The following is an 18,380-nucleotide window of genomic DNA, read 5'->3' on the forward strand; positions in this document are numbered from 1 at the left end:
TCTGCACTTCACATAAAATTAATAGGGTCTACATTCCATTTATCTGTAAAGACCTTACGATTTCGTTTCACTAGTTCCTGCAGTCCGGTATTGTAAACTTGCTTGAAACTTGCACTTCCTTCATGGTGCACCAAGCAATCCCCGGCGATAAGCAGCCGATATCCCTTTATCCTGGCGCGATAACAATAATCATCATCTTCGTAATGTCCAGGTGAGAATCTCTCATCCAGTAGACCTACGGAAGTTAGCAGCTCTCTTTTGAATAAAAAACATAATCCTACCAGCCGTCTCGTCTCCAGCCATTTCTGGGGATTTGGAAGGTTCGCCCTCTCAGCAGCCTGATGAAAACCTATCAGACCTTCATAATCGGTCTTCACCTGTTGACGTCCACTGGCATAGTTTGTGACTGGCCCAACAATACCTACATCAGGAGCACTATATAGAGCTCTCTTCAGATTAGTTAACCATCCTTGAGACACCACTACATCGTTATTCAGCAGCAGAACTTCATCACCTGAAGCTAGCTGTAGCCCCAAATTGCATGCAGTTGGAAAGCCGCGATTGTCAGGCAATGAAATAAACGTTATATGATTCGCACGGCAATAGGTGTCTGTTCCGTCCGTTGAAGCATTGTCCACTACGATAATCTCATAAGGCTGTGGAGTGTAGGCAAGAATAGATTCCACACAGGCCCGCAGCAAGGGCAGCGCATTGTAGGTTGGAATAATAATACTCGTCAGCGTCATATCCGATTCCTCCAAGCGGCTACCTGTCTGCGGTACTCACGCTGTGTCTCACTACTTAGCAGACCGCCAGCTTTTCGCCGGGAAAGAACCTCATGTAGAGCCTCAGCATGATCTCCTATGATCAGTTTTTCCACAGCATTTCCAACCCCTGTATTTGCCTTGCGCAGCCGATTATGTTTAATAACATTTACCGTTCCTACCTTCTCCACCCGTAACTTTTCTAATACAGAACGAGCTTGGGCTTTAGGTGGAACCATCAATTCACGGTAGCCTATGGTCTCAAGCGCATGCCGCGAAAGCGCATGAGGAACAGCTGTCATAGAGCTAACCCCTAGATCGTACCTATCCAGAGCATAATTCAGAAACAGTTTGCTGCGGGTGACATCATCACATAATCCAAAAGAAGGCATCAGTGAGTCTAAATCATTAAGAGCTACATCAATCCCACGATCTACAGCCGCCGTGAATGAAACGAGCTGAGAGGCCGGAATGACCATATCTCCATCCAGAAAAAGCAATATATCCCCGCGACTCAGCTTCGCACCGATAGCCCGACCCACATCATGTCCGACAGACTCTGGGCAGTGTACTACAATGGCTTGACGATGTTGTCTAGAAATAGGAAAAGAGTTATCACTGCAGCCATTAAGTACGACGATAATTTCTGCAGGTTCAAGCCGTGCAACCTGATGCAGCAGACGTGACAAGGTCTGCTCCTCATTACGCGCGGAGATAATGACTGACAAAGTCCCGCGTAACTTCGGTAATTTCAGAGTCTCCTTGCCTGCCTTCGATTGCCGAGACAGAAGCGGGCGAGCAGCAGCGTTGGCTTTTACAGAGCGATTGGCTGACCTGTGACGGATTGGGCGTTTCTTTGCCGTTCGAGCTGCTGTGCCTCGTAAAGTTGCAACCATCATCTCACCATCTCTCTGCGCCGGGTTCCGTCGCCAAAGCCCGCTCTGTTCCCCCGATGTTCCAGCAAGAGGGATACAGCCTCCATATGATCCGCTGTAATCAACTGCTGCAATGGATCTATGCCGTCTTCCTTGCGCCTCACCGCATTTAACTTCCCTACAGGTACTTTGTGAGCGGCTACCACTTGCAGTCCACTAAGAATTGCCTGGGCATGCGCCAGTGGAGGACGTGATAATGAATCGCTCCCTAAAATATCAAGTGCTCTGCGGCTGATTGCGTGCGGAACTGCCGTCATCGAACATCCCTTCAGATCTGGACGGCCAAGCAGAATATTCAGTGCATGTTTAGACAGCACCACCGGATGGGGGGACAGCTTCCGGACCGGACCGGAATAATCATTAAGCGCTATGTCCACTCCACCACTAACAGCAGTGACGTAAGGACGCAGCCCCGAAGCATGTATCACCAAATCTCCATCTGTAAACAATAGGATTTCGCCCTTGGCTGCCTCAGCTCCCACACTACGGCCAGCGTCGTGTCCAAGCGGCAACTCATAGGAAATAACACGCGCACCCAGCGATTGTGCAATCCCTGCCGTTTGATCAGTGGATCCATTCACGACCACAATTACCTCGCAGCGCGGATGGACCCCTCTGGCTCCAGATATCACTCCCGCAATGGTCTGAGCTTCATTCATGGCTGGAATAATAACCGAAACATAGGGATTAGGATGGTTAACTATAGGGACTACAGCGACTTGCCGCACTGGGCGTGAAGTCCGCCGCTTCATCCGAGAGACCCGCCGTCCTGTGCGGCGGGCAGAAGTTCGTTTGGGCTTCATGCTCATCCACCTTCCTTACAGAGCCAATTCTTCAGGCTGAGGGTTACAACACAGTTTATGTACTACAACGTACAGGGTAACGGCAATTGTCTCCTGTCGTTCTGAAAACAGGACAAATGTACTCCCCACCAAACTTCGGCTTAGATACATTGCACATAGCCAGCTGCCGCGGACACAATCTGTGGCGGTAACGAACGCAGATTGTGTCCGCGGCAGGGCGATTAGGTTAGGACAGTATCGGACACAACCGAATCTGCAGCGGATGTTTAGACATTAGCGCTATCGGACACAGTTGCCCCTATTCGCCGCATTATCACACTTTTAGATTATTAACGGACTCCATAGCAGCTATTGGCATGAAAAGAACCCAATAATGCTCTATACAATAGCGTCACTAAAGTCCGAAACCAGCCTCAAAAAACGATAAACCTGCAAATAACGCCATCTGGGTCCGTAGTGGCATCTGATGTTTAGACTACCAGGCTATCGGACAGAGCCGCAGCCACAGCGATTGATTAGAACCCGGCGATGCTGACATGTACCGTTCCTCCCCAAAAAAAACAGAGCAGCGATCTCCAATAAGGAGATTCGCTGCTCTGCTGTTTTTAAGAGGAACTGCTTAAGGTTCAATCAAATACGCGATCATCCGCTGCCGGTTTAGCTAAGGGAGCGCCTATAGCAATCCAAGAGATGACCCCATAGAAATGCGGAGTTTCGCGCAGCCGCACCACTTGAATCACCGCTTCTCCATTGGCCCTGCTCTTTAAGGAAGCATAGAAGTAAGGCTGATTGGTCATGGCAACAAGCACATAACCCGTATGCCCAAAGCTCTCATCAAACGATACGGTCACCTCTACACTCTCTGCATCCCCATTGAACATAAATGCCGTCATTCCAAACTGCTGTAGTGCTTCTCGCTTCCCAGCTGTCTGAATCGGACTGAAGGACAGATGATCTGTATTTACAGAGTTCGGTGCCAGATGAGTCCCGTTTACTGCACCTGGGGAAATATGATATTCCTGAACACTCTCTTCTTCCAGATGGCGGGCTTGAATCGCAAACGAAGAGATTTTGGATGCTACTACCGCTTCATCCTGAAGCTCTGTTGTCCCTACTGCACCTTCTGTCAGATGAGCGGACTCGATACTGCCTTCCTTCAGCTTAGCTCCGTTGATACTGCCATCCGGGAGCAGTGCTGAGCTGCGCGTTTCATCCGCAAGATGTTCTAATTTGATGATGCCAGGCTGCAAATGCCGATCTGCCACGATCTTGTCAGCAAGATGCTCTCCGTAAACACTCCATGGTTGTAATTGTGAAGAACTCACGGAGCCTTCAGCGAGTTTTTCTTCCGTAATGCTGCCATCCGGTAACAAATCCGCACTGCGTACCTCTTCTGCCAAATGCTTCAGGGTGATGCTGTCCGATCGAATATGGCGTCCATCCACCGCATCCCCGGCCAAATGACCTCCAGAGACGCTGCCTTGGGCCAAATGGAAAGACTGGATCGTCCCGACTTCAATCTTCTCGCCTGTTATACTGCCTTCCGGCAATAAATCAGCGCTGCGCACTTCTTCTGCCAAATGATTCAGAGTAATGCTTCCAGCACGGATATGGCGGCTATCTACCGCATTCCCCCCTAAGTGTCCCCCATAGACACTGCCAGGAGCCAAGTGGTAGGCAGTAATAGATCCACCCTCCAACTTTTTACCGGTAATACTGCCATCCGGCAGCAACTCGGAGCTGCGTACCTCATCCGCTAGATGTGCTAGCTTGATCTCGCCTTTTCCAATATGGAGACCTTCTACTGCAGACGGACTCAGATGAGTTCTATCCACACTTCCAGGCACTAGATGAATTGCTTCTACGGAAGCTTCCGCCAGCTTCTCCCCAGTAATGCTTCCGTCTGGCAGCAGCTCGGAGCTGCGTACCTCATCCGCCAGATGCGCTAGCTTGATCTCACCTTTTCCAATATGGCGTCCTTCTATTGCAGACGGACTCAGATGAGTTCCCTCCACGCTTTCAGATACAAGGTGATTTGAATTTATGGATGCTTTCGCCAGTTTCTCCCCAGTAATGCTACCGTCTGGCAGCAAATTGGAGCTGCGTGTTTCTTCGGCCAAATGAGCCAGCGTGATCTCACCGTATCGGATATGACGTCCTTCTATTGTGTCCGGACTCAAATGACTGCCATCTACGCTTCCAGGCACCAGATGATTAGAATTTACGGATTCTTCCGCCAACTTCTCCCGAGTGATGCTACCGTCTGGCAGCAAGTCAGCGCTACGTGTTTCTTCGGCCAGATGAGCTAACGTAATCTCACCTTTTCCAATATGGCGCCCTTCGACAGAACCTGAACTTAGATGAACGCCTTCCACGCTTCCAGGTACTAAATGATTTGAATTTACGGAAGCATGTGCCAGCTTCACTCCAGAAATACTACCGTCTGGCAGCAATTTAGAGCTGCGTGTTTCTTTTGCCAAATGAGCCAGCGTGATCTCACCATATCGGATATGACGCCCTTCAACTGTGTCTGGGCCTAAATGGTTACCATCCACACTGCCAGGCACTAGATGTATAGAACTTACGGATTCTTCCGCCAGCTTCTCTCTAGTAATACTACCGTCTGGCAGCAGATCAGCGCTTCGGGTTTCATCGGCGAGATGAGCTAGGGTAATCTCACCTTTTCCAATATGACGTCCTTCCACGGAACCTGAACTCAGATGTCCGCCTTCCACACTTCCAAACACCAAATGAATAGAATCTACGGATGCTCCCGCCAGCTTCTTCCCGGTAATACTGCCTTCAGGCAGCAAGTCGGAGGTATATGCATCTGCAGCCAGATGAGCAAGCGTGACCTCACCCGGTAGGATATGTCGACCTTCGACAGAACCCGAATTCAAATGGCTTCCGTTCACACTTCCAGGTAGGAGATGAATGGAATCTACCGATCCTTCTGCCAGCTTCTCCCCAGTTATGCATCCGTCTGGCAGCAACTCAGAGCTACGTACCTCTTCCGCCAGATGAGCCAGCGTGATCTCACCCGGTAGGATATGACGGCCTTCAATCGTATCGATACACAGATGGCTGCCGTCTACACTACCAGGTGAAAGATGCTGAGAATCCACGGCACCTTTTACCAGCTTAGAGCTATTAATACTGCCCTCTTGGATTTGAACCGCAGAAATAGAATTCGGAAGGATATGACCATTCCCGATAGACAACGGCCGGATATGCGCTCCACTGACACTGCCGGGATTCAAATGTCTACTTTGAACGGCACTTTCGCTTATGGTTTTCGAACTTACAGCATTTACCGACAAATGCTCAGCTTGAACTGCTGACGCCGCCAGTTTACTGGATTCTATGCTGCCGTCTGCAAGCTTAGCCGAAGTGACTGCTAAATCACTGATTTTATCCGTTGAGACACTTTCCGGTGAAAGCTTCAACGAGGTCACTGCATGATCGGCCAGATGATGAGGCTGCACGGCTCCTGCTGCCAGGTGAATTTCTCTCACCGCAGCGGAAGCCAGCTTATCTCCTGAAACTGAGCCCGATTGAATCGCAGCGGAAGTCACACTATTTTCACCAAGATGTCTTCGTTCCACGGCTCCCGTGGCCAAATGATCCTTATTTACCACAGCATCCTGCAATACACGGCCGCTCACACTGGCATCCGCCAGATGTTTTTCCTCCACTGTACAAAAAGCGATATGTTCACCACTGACTACTTCACGCGCAATCGCGCTGCCAATCACTGCACCTGCTGCCAGCTTAGCTGCATTCACACTTCCATCTGCCAACTTGGCTGAAGTAACGCTCTGTGCACGAAGATGCTCCCCACCCACAGATTCTGAAGCCAGCTGTTCTCCAGTCACAGCACCGGAAGATAAATGTTGAGTCTGAATAGCTTCTTCCTTGAGCTGCTCCGAGCCGACCGCTTCCGCAGCTATATGCGAATGATTCACTGCTTCGCGTTCCAGATGAATAGAAGTTATGGCTTGCATAGCAATTTGAGGTCCGCGAATGGCGGATTTAGCAATATGTCTTGTGGTCACTGCTTCGTCTGCCAGCTTATGTGGGAGAATGCTTTGGTCAGCAATTTTGGACGAGGTTACCGCTTGCTCCACTAACTGTGCAGTCCCTACTGCACCCTCAGCCAGCTTTAAAAAAGAGATGCTGCGGTCAGCCAAATGCCGACTCGATATTTCGCCATCACCGATATGATTACCATTCACACTTTCTGGGCTTAAATGGATGCTTCTCACGACATCTGCACCAAGTTGCTTGGAGCCTATGGCTCCATCAGCTAAATGTCCGCCTTCGATAATACCCGTCTGCAGCTGTTCTTTACCGATCAATTTGCTGGCAAGCTGATCAGAACCAATCGCTCCCGGGGCCAGATGTCTGGCGGTTATCAAAGCGTCGCTAAGATGGCGGCCTTCAATGACAGCATCCGCTAGCTTTGAGCTGCTGATTTCACCATCAGCAATTTTATCGCCAGATACCGCTGCATCGGCCAGCTTGGAACGGTCAACACTGCCGTTTGCTAGGTGGCGACTTGTGATGCTGCTGCTTCCTATTTTGTCACTAGTAACGGCTCCATCTTCCAGTAAATCCGCAGTAATAATCAAATCGCTTAAATGGCGGCTCTCAATGGCTTTATCTGCAATTTGACCGCCGCCTATAATCCGATCAGCCAGCTTCTCTGGACTAATACTGCCATTTTTCAGCTTCTCTCCACTGATCGAATGATCCAGCAGCTTACCGCCACTAACGCTTCCTTCTGCTAAATGCTCGCCCACAATCGATTCTGGTGCGATTTTTGCAGAAGTGACTGCCTTGTCCGCGATATTGATACTCTGTACAGCGTAATCTTGCAGCCAAGGTGTACCAATAATGCCGAACTTTAGCTTAGAACCGTCAATGGTACGTGGAGCGATTTTGGCTCCGGTCACCGCTGCATCCGAAAGATCATCTGTATAAACGGGCTGAAAACGTTCTTTCTCTGGAGGAGCGAACCATACGGTTTCAGGAAGATTATCCGCCTGTTTCTGAAGCTGCGCTTCCTCTATAAGCTCCGGCTCCAATTGTAGAACTGGAGTAGAAGTTGGCTCCTCTAGAACGACTTCAGCTATTGCTCCCCCACTTACCTGAACTTCCGCGATCTCTGCTTCACTGACTCCGTCACTGTTATTCCCCGAGCTTCTAGAGCTGCTTTTGGTATCCAGCATACTCAGTTCCTCTTTATTGGGATTATCTACAAAATAGAGTCGTTTCTGTGGACTGCGCGGCTGCTTTTTTTTGGAACCCCTCACAAGCAGTCTCCTCCTTCCATCTAATGTTTCTCCTAGGCATCATATGCAGCGGTATGGGCTTATGACACCCTTTTGCGATGAGGCCTTCATAAGATTATGTATAAAAAAAGGCATCTGCCTTCGCGCATTCGTCCACCCTGACACGCGGGTACAAACATACTATGACAAGAGTAGAAAAAGCAGGGATCATGTAACCGATGAAACAGGAGGAACAAACATGGGGCATAAGCTCGTTGGAATATTACTAAATGCCGATATGCACCGGGGCGTTCCCCGGCTAAAAACAGGACAGGAGTCTCTTGCCAACTATGAAGAGGCCGCGGCGGCATACGGTTTAGTCCCTTGCTTCCTGAAGCTCGCGGACATCGATACGGACACAGGCTTTAGTGCCGCCTATATAAAGGGAGCTAATGGATATAAAAGCGTAGTTGTTCCTACGCCTGCTGTTATCCATAACCGGGCAATATACAGCAAAAACAGCCCTGGGATGCAGCGTCTGCTGAAGCACTATCCCCTGATTTTCAATACATGTAATCGATACGGCAAAGATGAGATCCATCAGCTGCTTGAAAAAAATACGGAGCTTCGCGAATATTTACCCGTAACAACGAGAGTCTCAGGCCTAAAAGAAATGATGAATCTTTATCCCGATCTCATTCTTAAACCTTGCCGTGGAAGTATAGGAAATGGGGTCATGCGGCTGGTCCGCAAGGGAGCTCAGCGTTGGACCTTGAGCTACCTCTCCCCTTCGATGCAGCGCTGGAGAAGTATTCCCGTTAATCCGGCGGCGTTGCCACAAGCGCTTCGCGCACGCCTAACCTCCGTGCCATATCTTGTACAAGAACGTATTCCCCTTGCTGAGATTGGAGGACGTCCCTTTGATCTACGCGTCACCGTTCAGCGCGGCTGGGGAGGAGATTGGCAGGTCACAGGGCTCTTCGCCAAACTGGCTGCCCCCGGGGGCTTTGTCTCCAATATAGCCCGCGGAGGAGAAGCGTTAAGCTCCTCCCTGGCGCTCGAAAAATCCTTTTCAAGATCCACAGCGGCCCACATCCGTATGTCTGTCGAAATACTTAGCCTTGCAATCGCACGGTGTCTGGAGCAAGACCTTCCCGGACTGGCCGATATCGGACTGGATATAGGCATTACTAAGGACGGACGACTCTTCTTTATAGAATGTAACGGTCGCGACCAACGCTACGGATTTCATAAAGCCGGCCTTACGGAAATTTGGAAAGACAGCTATCGCAGACCTATGGGATACGCACGTTTTTTAATAGAAACGAACAGTACTGTATATAACAGTTATTGATTTGTCTCCTATTCTATGTCAATATAATGCAGAGCAGAGACGACCCGTATACAACCGTACTGCTGCATTATGGAAGGGAGATGGGCATGGTAAAACAATTGCTACGGCTGATGACCGAGCTATCCTCACACCGGTGGCTTTCACGGTTAATGGGATCTTTTTCTCATAGTAGAATCAGCCGTTTTCTTATCCCGGCATTTATTAAGACTTATCAAATCCCCTCCGCTCAAGCGGAGAAAAATCCTGGAGAATATCACACTCTTAATGAGTTTTTCAGCCGCCGGCTGAAGCCGGGCATGCGGCCTATTGCAACCGACGCTGACGCTTTGGTTAGTCCCGTAGACGCAACGATTACTGCTATGGGTGGTATTACCGCCGGTACGATTATGAATGTAAAAGGGCAGGATTATAAGATCGAGGATCTCCTTAATCACTCCCCGCATCTGGAGCTGTACAAGAAGGGTTTTTTCTTCGTTCTTTATTTGAGTCCTACCGATTATCACCGGATTCACTCTCCCCTTACCGGACAAAAGGTGGAGAGCGATTATATTCGCGGACGGGCCTATCCTGTCAACGATTTCGGAATGCGACATATGAAGGGTGTCCTGAACCGCAACGAACGTCTCATTACGTATATTGCCGGGAGTCACGGAGAAACCGCGGTAGTAAAGGTAGGCGCAATGAACGTCAGCAGTATCCGTTATACGGATGATACAGCTGCCGAGTGGCAAATAGGCGATGATCTGGCTTATTTTGAGTTTGGCTCCACCGTAGTGCTGCTCACGGAAAGCGGTACCTTTACCCCGAGACCCAAGCTTGAGGTCAACTCGAAGGTAAAAATGGGCGAGCTACTGGGAACGTTGCATCGACCTTTGTAGGGAGAGTTAGGCGAATTCCAAGAAAAATTAGAGGGCATCTCAGCAGCCATAAAATGGCTGCTGAGATGCCCTCTAATTTTTGGAACTTAGTGTGGAGCACAGTTGCGGGCGTGAACCCTCTAGCTATCGTCTAGCCATCGTATACCTATCGTTAGCTATCGTTAGCTATCGGACCCAGCTGACCTTATACGCGGCTTTTTCACACATTTGCGATTCTATCGGACTCCACCGCAGCTATTGGCATGAAAAACACCATATTAGAGTCGATTCTCGAGTAATAGCGACGCTGGAGTCCGAAACTCCGCCCAAATGGCGATAAATGGGCAAATAGCGGCTGCTTAGTCCGTAAGCATTTGCAGAGCGTTGGTGGAGGTTGGTCGAGGTTGGTCGAGGTTGGTCGAGGTTGGTCGAGGCTAGTCGAGCGTTAGTCGAGGGCTGGTAGAGCGTTAGTCGAGGGCTGGTAGAGCGTTGGTCGAGAATCAACGGAGAGCTGGTGGAAGGTGTGCGCTTACTGCTATCGGACCCAGCTGACCTTATACGCGGCTTTTTCACACATTTGCGATTCTATCGGACTCCACCGCAGCTATTGGCATGAAAAACACCATATTAGAGTCGATTCTCGAGTAATAGCGACGCTGGAGTCCGAAACTCCGCCCAAATGGCGATAAATGGGCAAATAGCGGCTGCTTAGTCCGTAAGCATTTGCAGAGCGTTGGTGGAGGTTGGTCGAGAGTTAGTTAAGGGCTGGCCGAGAGTTAGTTGAGGGATGGTCGAGCGTTAGTTAAGGGCTGGCCGAGAGTTAGTCGAGGGCTGGTCGAGCGTTAGTTAAGGACTAGTCGAGCGTTAGTTAAGGACTAGTCGAGCGTTAGTTAAGGACTAGTCGAGCGTTAGTTAAGGACTAGTCGAGCGTTAGTTAAGGACTAGTCGAGCGTTAGTTAAGGACTAGTCGAGCGTTAGTTAAGGACTAGTCGAGCGTTAGTTAAGGACTAGTCGAGCGTTAGTTAAGGACTAGTCGAGCGTTAGTTAAGGACTAGTCGAGCGTTAGTCGAGGGCTGGTGGAGCATTGTCAGGATCTACGGAGAATTGGTGGAACGTTAGCATTCAACGCTATCGGACCCAGCTGACCTTAAACGCGCCATTTTCGCACATTTGATTGGTCACAAACACACTAATAACAAAAAGGACAGCCCCAAGGCTGTCCTTTTATCTTTTCATGTAACCCACCTATTACGCCTGTTGCGCCTATTTAACCCAATACACCTGTTATGCTTGTTCAACCTGCTACGCCCTAATATGCTTATTACACCTATTACGCCTGTTACGCTTATATAACCTACTACACCTGTTGCGTTTATTTAACCTGTACGCCCCGTTTTGCTTACTATACCTGCCACACCCGTTATACTCAATACACCTGCTACGCCTATACACTTATTACAAGCCAATTACACATGTCCCTGCTTAGCAACATCAAGCGCCTTGGCCGCTACCTGTTCCGGATCTCCTAGATAAAAGCGACTGATAGGATTCATGTCCTCATCCAGTTTGTACACGAGCGGTACTCCTGTAGGAATATTGAGCTCCAGTAATGCCGCTTCATCAATATCCTCCATAAATTTAATCAATGCACGCAGCGTATTGCCGTGGGCTGAGATAAGCACCCGTTCTTTTTTACGCAAAAGAGGTACGATCCGGTTTCCCCAGAAATCGCCTACACGATGTACAGTGTCCTCCAGGCTCTCTCCACGCGGGATATCTCCCGGACGAACACTGCTGTAGCGAATATCGTTTCTGGCATACCTAGGATCATCAAGCTCCAGCAACGGGGGTCTCACCGATAAACTCCGCCGCCAGATATGCAGCTGCTCATCTCCATATTTTAGCGCTGTCTCGCTTTTACTTAATCCCTGCAATGCCCCGTAATGGCGTTCATTCAATTTCCAAGACTTTTGCACGGGAATCCACAGCAAATCCATCTCATCCAGTATATAGTTAAGAGTTTTAATCGAGCGTTTGAGTACCGAAGCAAAAGCCAGATCAAATGTATACCCAGCGTCCTTCAACAGCTTGCCAGCAGTCTTTGCCTCTTGGATACCCTTCTCCGTTAAATCCGGGTCACTCCAGCCTGTGAACAAATTCTGCACATTGTACTGGCTCTCACCATGACGTATAAGTACAATTTCGTACATTTCCTCTCTCTCCTTCCAACTATGGACCTTATATTTTCTACCGACGAACAACATTATGCGAAACGTATCGCAGAAAGCTCTCATCTTAGTAATAACCCAATCGTAGAAATAAATATCTACTGCTACCTCATAGTTAGGCCTATTAAACATCCTCAAAGGTACGTGAATGAGGCGTGCATGGAGCGTGCATGGAGCGTGCATGGTGTGTGGATATTGTGGTAAATGAGCGTACGCTTCATTGCAGAATGTGCAACAGAAAATCTTAACTTTCACTTGAAGATACATTACATTGTACTTCGTGCAATAGATTATCGTGATAATCTCTAGAAAGGCTGTTTCTTCTGAATTTGAATGTAAGATATGCCACAGAATTCAAATTCGACTGCTATTAGATTCAATCTATTGTACAAAATACAACGTGAGGCACGATGAAATGCCCATCAGTTACTCTAATCTTCGACTTAAATTCATTATATATATCATTTTCTAACAACACAAAAAAACCGGATGCCTCACGGCCCCGGCTATTTATATTTTTAGTCATATCATGCAATTCTATGCTTGCTTGTTCAATTAGAACCAGCTATCCACGACAAAAGCATTCGCCTGCTTTAAGCGTTTTAAGCGGTTTCTAAAAATACCTCCGCCTCCACTCTTACAATCCGTGTTGCAAATTCTGCGTCTGATGATCATGCCAAGAGTCTCCTTCCAAGAAGTTATGTAAATTCTCTGTAAACTAAACTGCAAAGTATTTACCCTTGGTTGAACAAACTGAAACAACAAAAGTGAATCAGCGGATCTCAGATGGACTTTTTCCGGTATATTGCTTGAACTGGCGGCTGAAAAAGAAAATGTCACGATATCCAAGCGCATCTGCTACCTCAGTAACATTCATTCCCGCGTACAGCAGTAAATGCTGAGCACGCTCAATACGGGCTCGGATGACATAAGACTGCACAGAAGAACCCGTAAGCTCCTTGAACTTAATTGAAAAATACCGCGGTGAAAGCCCCGCACGTGCAGCAAGATCCTCTACTCGATGTGCAATCCCCGGATGTTGGCTCACATAGTTCGCTATTTCGTGAATGATTTCTGTCAAATGGTTGCTAACATAACGTTCTACTGGCTTCACACGGTCCTCCCTCAGCAGATGAATCATCAGCTGCTTCAGTACAAGCTGCCCTTCTTCCTCAGCGGCGTAAGTATCCACCAGAAATAGTCGAACGTACCGAGCAAGCAGATGTTCAAATTCAACGGTTTCTGTAAGCTCACGATAGGGCAGCGGAATATCCGTCACCTCTTCGGAGACATCAAAATGAATATATGTAAGTACAAGTGGCTTTTGCGGATTATGTGTAGCACTTGTATGGTCACCCGGACGAAAAAGGAAGCAGCTTCCCTTTCCTACTTGAAAGGGTTCATCGTTACGCACAACCGTCCCTTCCCCGCTCCATACATAAAATAAATCATAATTTTGCAGCGACTTCTCTCTTTTTTGCCATTTCCAGCCCGGCTCGCATACAATCTTAGCCAGAGCCGGCAAAATAACAAAAGAGGACGGCGATGCATGCAGCATAACGTTCCCTCCTAAAAGTTTTGTTAGCATAACCTACTATAAACTTCTTCGTAAAACTTTCATCGTAAGCATCCGCTTTGTTTTGTGAGCAAAACTTGCTTTGTAAGCATCCGCTTAGTATTCACAGCAAATCTGCCCTTTCTGACTTCGCAGTGTCTATATAATTTTGTTTAGCTTAATCTACTCCGAGTTTCTTCGTCAAAATTCGCAAGCATTCGCTTAGTTTTGCATTTCATCTTCTTTATCATACCTTGTCATGTTGCATTTTGTACATCTTCCCACGCCAGATGCAGGCTTGTTATCCCTTCCTCCAGCTCTGCGGCATTCAGATGGGCAAAAGAAAAACAAGCGGCCGGCGCTCCCGGTGATAGCTGATATAACGCGGCATCTCTAAAATCCGTGCCGCGCCTAAGCGCTGCCGCACGGAAAGCTACAAACTCTTCGCTGCTGCGCAGCCAGCGGGCATATACATGCAAGCCCGCATCACCAGGCAGCAGCTCGAAGAGCTCCTTAAGCCGTTCCGACAGCAGCGTCCTGAGGATGCGTCCGCGTTCACCATAGATGCGTGTCATCCGGCGCAGATGACGGCCATAGCCGCCTGTATTCATGAACCGCGCCAAGGCTCGCTGCTCCAGCAGCCCTACCGGCAAGGGCTCATATAGCGCCTTGGCGGCGATAGTCGGTTTTACCAGAGAGGGCGGAAGCACTGCAAAGCCTAGCCGCAGGCCCGAAAACATCGTGTTTGAAAAGGAGCCCACATATACGACTCGCTCTTCGCGATCCAGTGCTTTTAAGGGCTCGATAGGACGCCCAGCCCAACGGAACTCACTGTCATAATCATCTTCAATAATTACTGCATGATGCCGCTGCGCCCATTCCAACAAGGTTCGGCGTCGTTCCAAAGGCAGTACCACACCCGTAGGAAATTGACGGCTCGGTGTAACAAACAACAACCGGGCAGCCCAATCCTCCGGAATAAGACCGTTGCCATCCAGCTTCCCTGCCAGCAATCGGCCTCCGGTGATCTCTACGGCTCGGCGAATTCCGTGAAAGCCCGGGTCCTCAACGACCGCTGAGCCTCCTGCATCCAGCAGCAGCTGCGTCAAAATAACGATGCCTTGCATCGAGCCGCTGAACAATACGATATGCTCTGCATCCGCGCGAATCCCGCGGGTAATCCGCAGATGTGCAGCGATAGCCTTCCGAAGCCCTTCATCGCCTTGAGGTGGACAAGTGCTTTGCAGCAATCCACCTTCCTTCCCTCCAGCATAGGAAAGTGCACTGCGCCATTCGGAGTAAGGAAAATGTTCCATCCGCATACCACTACTCTGGAAGCTCACTACTTTCTTGTTAGTCTTTTCATAAAAGGGTGTTGGGTGCGCGAGCAGCCGCTTTCCCCACGCGGAGATTGGAATCGTAGTCTCGCTTGCATTATCTCCTCCAGCAGCATCTGCGGCTTCACCCAAAGCCCGATTTTCACCGTCACTGCGACTGGCAGCTGAAGCAAAGCTATCTTCCGATACGAATGTCCCCCGCCCCGTTTCAGTCCTTACATAACCATCAGCGAGCAACATTTCATACACCTGCGAGACCGATCCGCGCGACAGCTCATAGTGCTTAGCAAGACTTCGTGTAGACGGCAGCGAAGTGCCTCCCGGAAGTGTTCCTTCCAAAATTCCTGCGCGGAGCGCGTGATATAACGCTAAATATTTGTAGCGGTGTATCGCCAGATATTGATCGTATGCCAGCGTGATATTCATCGTTATCCTCCTTGACCAGCAAGTGGTCCATTAAAAACTATCTTAATTGGTCCTTTTTAATTGTCAACCACTCTACTATTCTTTAGAGAACATTTACATTGGAGCAACGCTCTAGACTAAAAAGAAAGAGGACGTGATCCCTATGCGCAGAAAAGAATTTAAAGTAGATCAGGAGGAAGAATTGGTCTCTTTTCTTAACGGAATGAGTTTTGGTTTTCTCGGTACAAGCGATGAACAGGGGCAACCGCGGGTGACACCGCTGAATTTTGTATATACAGATGGTTGTTTCTATTTCCATGGCAGTCACGCTGGTGGCAAAATGAAGTCGATCCGCAATCAGCAGAAGGTCTGCTTTACGGTAGCGGATGAGTATGCTCTTATCCCGTCTTATTTTAGCGATCCCGAGCTGGCCTGCCCAGCAACCGCCTATTTTAAAAGTGTGACCGCCTACGGCACAGCCGAACCTGTTGAAGACATTAGTGAAAAAGCCAGTGTACTCTCCTTATTTATGAAAAAGCTCCAGCCCGAGGGGGGGTATGATTTCATCGATGCAGAGGACCCTAAATATCGTCCCCGTCTAAAGGGAGTCGCCGTTGTGCGCATTACCCCCGATGAGATCACTGCGAAGTTTAAGTTTGGGCAAAACCTAAAAGAAGAAGAGCGCTCCGGCATCATTTCCGGCCTGTCTGAAAGAAATAATCCGCGTGATGAAGAAACGATAGAAATGATGAAAAAATACTGCCCTTTCCACGCCGAATGATATTTTTTAAAAATCGTATCTTTCCAAGTGACGGTTGCAATTGGCGGTGATATAATGTTAGGCAATGTTAACAGTATGTTATCCCCAAAGAACCCTGGAAGGATGAAACTGATGAATCCACTAGCTGGACAATTAAACGAAAGTATCAAAGCAGGAAATGAACATGTGTATGATATGCTCTCTACGCTTGGCAAAGAGATTTACTTCCCAAAAGAGGGCATCCTGAGCCAATCCGCTGAAGCAGGAGCTCACGCCAAGAAATACAACGCAACCATCGGTATTGCTACTGAAGGTGGCGTACCTATGCACCTCGGCGTCATTCAGGATAAACTCTCCGCTTACAGTCCTAAGGATCTTTATAGTTACGCCCCTCCGGCAGGTAAACCAGAGCTGCGTACTGTATGGCGTGAAAAGATGCTGCGCGAAAATCCATCGCTAGAAGGTAAAACCATCAGCAATCCCGTTGTAACCAATGCCCTGACTCACGGGCTTAGCATTGTGGCTGACCTCTTCGCAGAGCCAGGTGACGCGATTATCTACCCGGACAAGAACTGGGAGAACTACGAATTAACCTTCGGAATCCGCCGCCATGGGGAGACCGTTAACTATCCGCTGTTCACAGAAGAAATGACGTTTAACAGTGCAGGTCTGCAAGACGCGCTGCTTGCTCAAAAAGAACGCGGCAAAGCGATTGTGCTGCTGAACTTCCCTAACAATCCTACCGGATATACTCCAGGGATTAAGGAAGGCGAAGAGATCGTTGCAGCTATCCTTCGTGCGGCTGAGGAAGGCATCAACGTTGTTGTTGTAAGTGATGATGCATACTTCGGGTTATTCTTTGAGGATTCACTTAAAGAATCGCTGTTCGGCAAACTGGCTCATCTGCATCCTCGTGTGCTTCCAATCAAGATTGACGGTGCAACCAAAGAAGAATTTGTCTGGGGCTTCCGTGTGGGTTTCATCACTTATGCCTCGGAGGACAAAGACCTGCTGGCAGCATTGGAGCAAAAAACACTAGGTATCATCCGTGCCACCATTTCCAGTGGTGCGCATCCTTCGCAGACCTTCGTACTAGACGCCTTGAAGTCGCCGGAATTCGAAGCACAGAAGGAAGAGAAGTTCCAGATCATGAAGGGCCGTGCGAATAAAGTAAAAGCACTGCTGGATAGCGGCAAATACGGCGAGGATGTATGGACGTATTATCCTTTTAACTCCGGTTACTTTATGTGTCTGAAGCTGCACACAGTTGCGGCTGAAGAGCTCCGGCTTCACCTGATTCATAATTACGGACTAGGCACTATTGCTTTGGGTGAAACTGATCTACGTATTGCCTTCTCATGTATCGAAGAGGAACAGCTCGAAGATCTTTTCGATCTTGTATACGCAGGTGTTCGCGATTTAGAAAAAGCCTAACTGAACTTTATATAGCTTACAATCAGCTCCGTTTTCATGGAGCTGATTTTTTTTGTACACGAATCCGACATTGGCCTATACACGCCTCTCTCTCCGCACATACAATACGATGTACTCAAGTACAACACACACACCGAAAGGGGAATGAACATGAGCGAAGAAGTTAGAGGCGGATATGGATGTTGTGGAGGTGGCCCATTCACTAGCACTGGCGCCATCCTGGTTCTCTTTATCTTGCTGGTTATCATCAGCCGTTCACTTTTTGTCTAACCATTAATGACAGTCTCGGGAGAGAGCTTTAAGCTCTTTCCTATTTTCAATCCCTTTTTTTACAATAGACGTGGGTGTCCAGTAGGTCATAATAATGGCTGCTGTGACGTCCGCGTCTTTTTTTAAAATTCCGCCTTGGTCTAAGCACCAACCGCACCAACCTTAGTTACCTCAGATCACATTTGCCGCACAAAAGCAGCTATCGGACACCGCAGACCCTAAAGGCAGTATAATCCCATATTTTACTCACTTACGGACCCCAAAGCCGTTATTGGCATGCCAAAGCCCAAATATGAACCTCTTCATAGGGAATAACGCCACTGGTGTCCGAACTTCCCCGATAAAGGTTGTATATTTGCAAATAACGGCAACTGGGTCCGTAAGCCTCAGAAGATAATTATATTC

The 18,380-nt window shown here is 48.6% G+C and carries 12 protein-coding genes; 5 read left to right on the forward strand and 7 right to left on the reverse strand.

Features of this window, described 5'->3' with window-relative positions; translation table 11 throughout:
* Nucleotides 1-8: 8 nt before the first annotated feature.
* The 4 genes from MKZ09_RS27945 to MKZ09_RS27960 all read right to left on the reverse strand — a co-directional run bounded on the left by MKZ09_RS27945 (nt 9) and on the right by MKZ09_RS27960 (nt 7,817).
* Nucleotides 9-746: a glycosyltransferase family 2 protein gene (locus MKZ09_RS27945; protein WP_076208709.1), complete on the reverse strand. Its 738-nt coding sequence runs from the start codon at nt 744-746 to the stop codon at nt 9-11.
* Nucleotides 743-1,663, reverse strand: a complete 921-nt coding sequence (locus MKZ09_RS27950) for a glycosyltransferase family 2 protein (RefSeq protein ID WP_111505479.1) — start codon at nt 1,661-1,663, stop codon at nt 743-745. The genes MKZ09_RS27945 and MKZ09_RS27950 overlap by 4 nt, the downstream gene beginning before the upstream one ends.
* Nucleotides 1,660-2,502 (reverse strand): glycosyltransferase family 2 protein, encoded by an 843-nt coding sequence (locus MKZ09_RS27955; RefSeq protein WP_256719347.1) that lies wholly within the window; start codon nt 2,500-2,502, stop codon nt 1,660-1,662. Before MKZ09_RS27955 ends, MKZ09_RS27950 begins: the two co-directional genes overlap by 4 nt.
* A gap of 626 nt (nt 2,503-3,128) precedes the next feature.
* A complete protein-coding gene (locus MKZ09_RS27960) occupies nt 3,129-7,817 on the reverse strand; it encodes a WIAG-tail domain (protein WP_076208707.1) in 4,689 nt (1,562 codons plus the stop codon).
* Nucleotides 7,818-8,034: 217 nt separating this feature from the next.
* Between MKZ09_RS27960 and MKZ09_RS27965 the strand changes: the two genes are divergently transcribed.
* Complete coding sequence (locus MKZ09_RS27965; RefSeq protein WP_076208706.1) at nt 8,035-9,129, forward strand: YheC/YheD family endospore coat-associated protein; 1,095 nt, start codon at nt 8,035-8,037, stop codon at nt 9,127-9,129.
* 86 nt (nt 9,130-9,215) lie between these two features.
* Nucleotides 9,216-10,007 (forward strand): archaetidylserine decarboxylase, encoded by a 792-nt coding sequence (asd, locus tag MKZ09_RS27970; protein WP_076208705.1) that lies wholly within the window; start codon nt 9,216-9,218, stop codon nt 10,005-10,007.
* Between the two features lie 1,445 nt (nt 10,008-11,452).
* Here the strand turns inward: asd and gpmA are convergent.
* From gpmA to pdxR, 3 genes are all read right to left on the reverse strand, one after another.
* The gene (gene gpmA, locus MKZ09_RS27975) at nt 11,453-12,196 is read right to left on the reverse strand and encodes a 2,3-diphosphoglycerate-dependent phosphoglycerate mutase (protein WP_076134210.1); all 744 of its coding nucleotides are present in this window, start codon (nt 12,194-12,196) and stop codon (nt 11,453-11,455) included.
* A 790-nt stretch (nt 12,197-12,986) separates the two neighbouring features.
* A complete protein-coding gene (locus MKZ09_RS27980; RefSeq protein WP_036679782.1) occupies nt 12,987-13,772 on the reverse strand; it encodes a helix-turn-helix domain-containing protein in 786 nt (261 codons plus the stop codon).
* Between the two features lie 254 nt (nt 13,773-14,026).
* A complete protein-coding gene (gene pdxR, locus MKZ09_RS27985; RefSeq protein ID WP_076206365.1) occupies nt 14,027-15,532 on the reverse strand; it encodes a MocR-like pyridoxine biosynthesis transcription factor PdxR in 1,506 nt (501 codons plus the stop codon).
* A gap of 142 nt (nt 15,533-15,674) precedes the next feature.
* On the opposite strand from pdxR, the gene MKZ09_RS27990 reads away from it, so the two are divergent.
* The 3 genes from MKZ09_RS27990 (at nt 15,675) to MKZ09_RS28000 (ending at nt 17,975) form a co-directional block, all read left to right on the forward strand.
* Nucleotides 15,675-16,292: a pyridoxamine 5'-phosphate oxidase family protein gene (locus MKZ09_RS27990; RefSeq protein WP_076206367.1), complete on the forward strand. Its 618-nt coding sequence runs from the start codon at nt 15,675-15,677 to the stop codon at nt 16,290-16,292.
* A gap of 111 nt (nt 16,293-16,403) precedes the next feature.
* The gene (locus MKZ09_RS27995; protein ID WP_076134264.1) at nt 16,404-17,705 is read left to right on the forward strand and encodes an aminotransferase class I/II-fold pyridoxal phosphate-dependent enzyme; all 1,302 of its coding nucleotides are present in this window, start codon (nt 16,404-16,406) and stop codon (nt 17,703-17,705) included.
* A gap of 150 nt (nt 17,706-17,855) precedes the next feature.
* Nucleotides 17,856-17,975, forward strand: a complete 120-nt coding sequence (locus MKZ09_RS28000; RefSeq protein ID WP_212592220.1) for a YjcZ family sporulation protein — start codon at nt 17,856-17,858, stop codon at nt 17,973-17,975.
* The last annotated feature ends 405 nt before the right edge of the window (nt 17,976-18,380 follow it).

Origin of the sequence: Paenibacillus sp. FSL R5-0908, assembly GCF_038006245.1 — a bacterium.
Classification (GTDB): Bacteria; Bacillota; Bacilli; order Paenibacillales; family Paenibacillaceae; genus Paenibacillus_AQ; species Paenibacillus_AQ odorifer.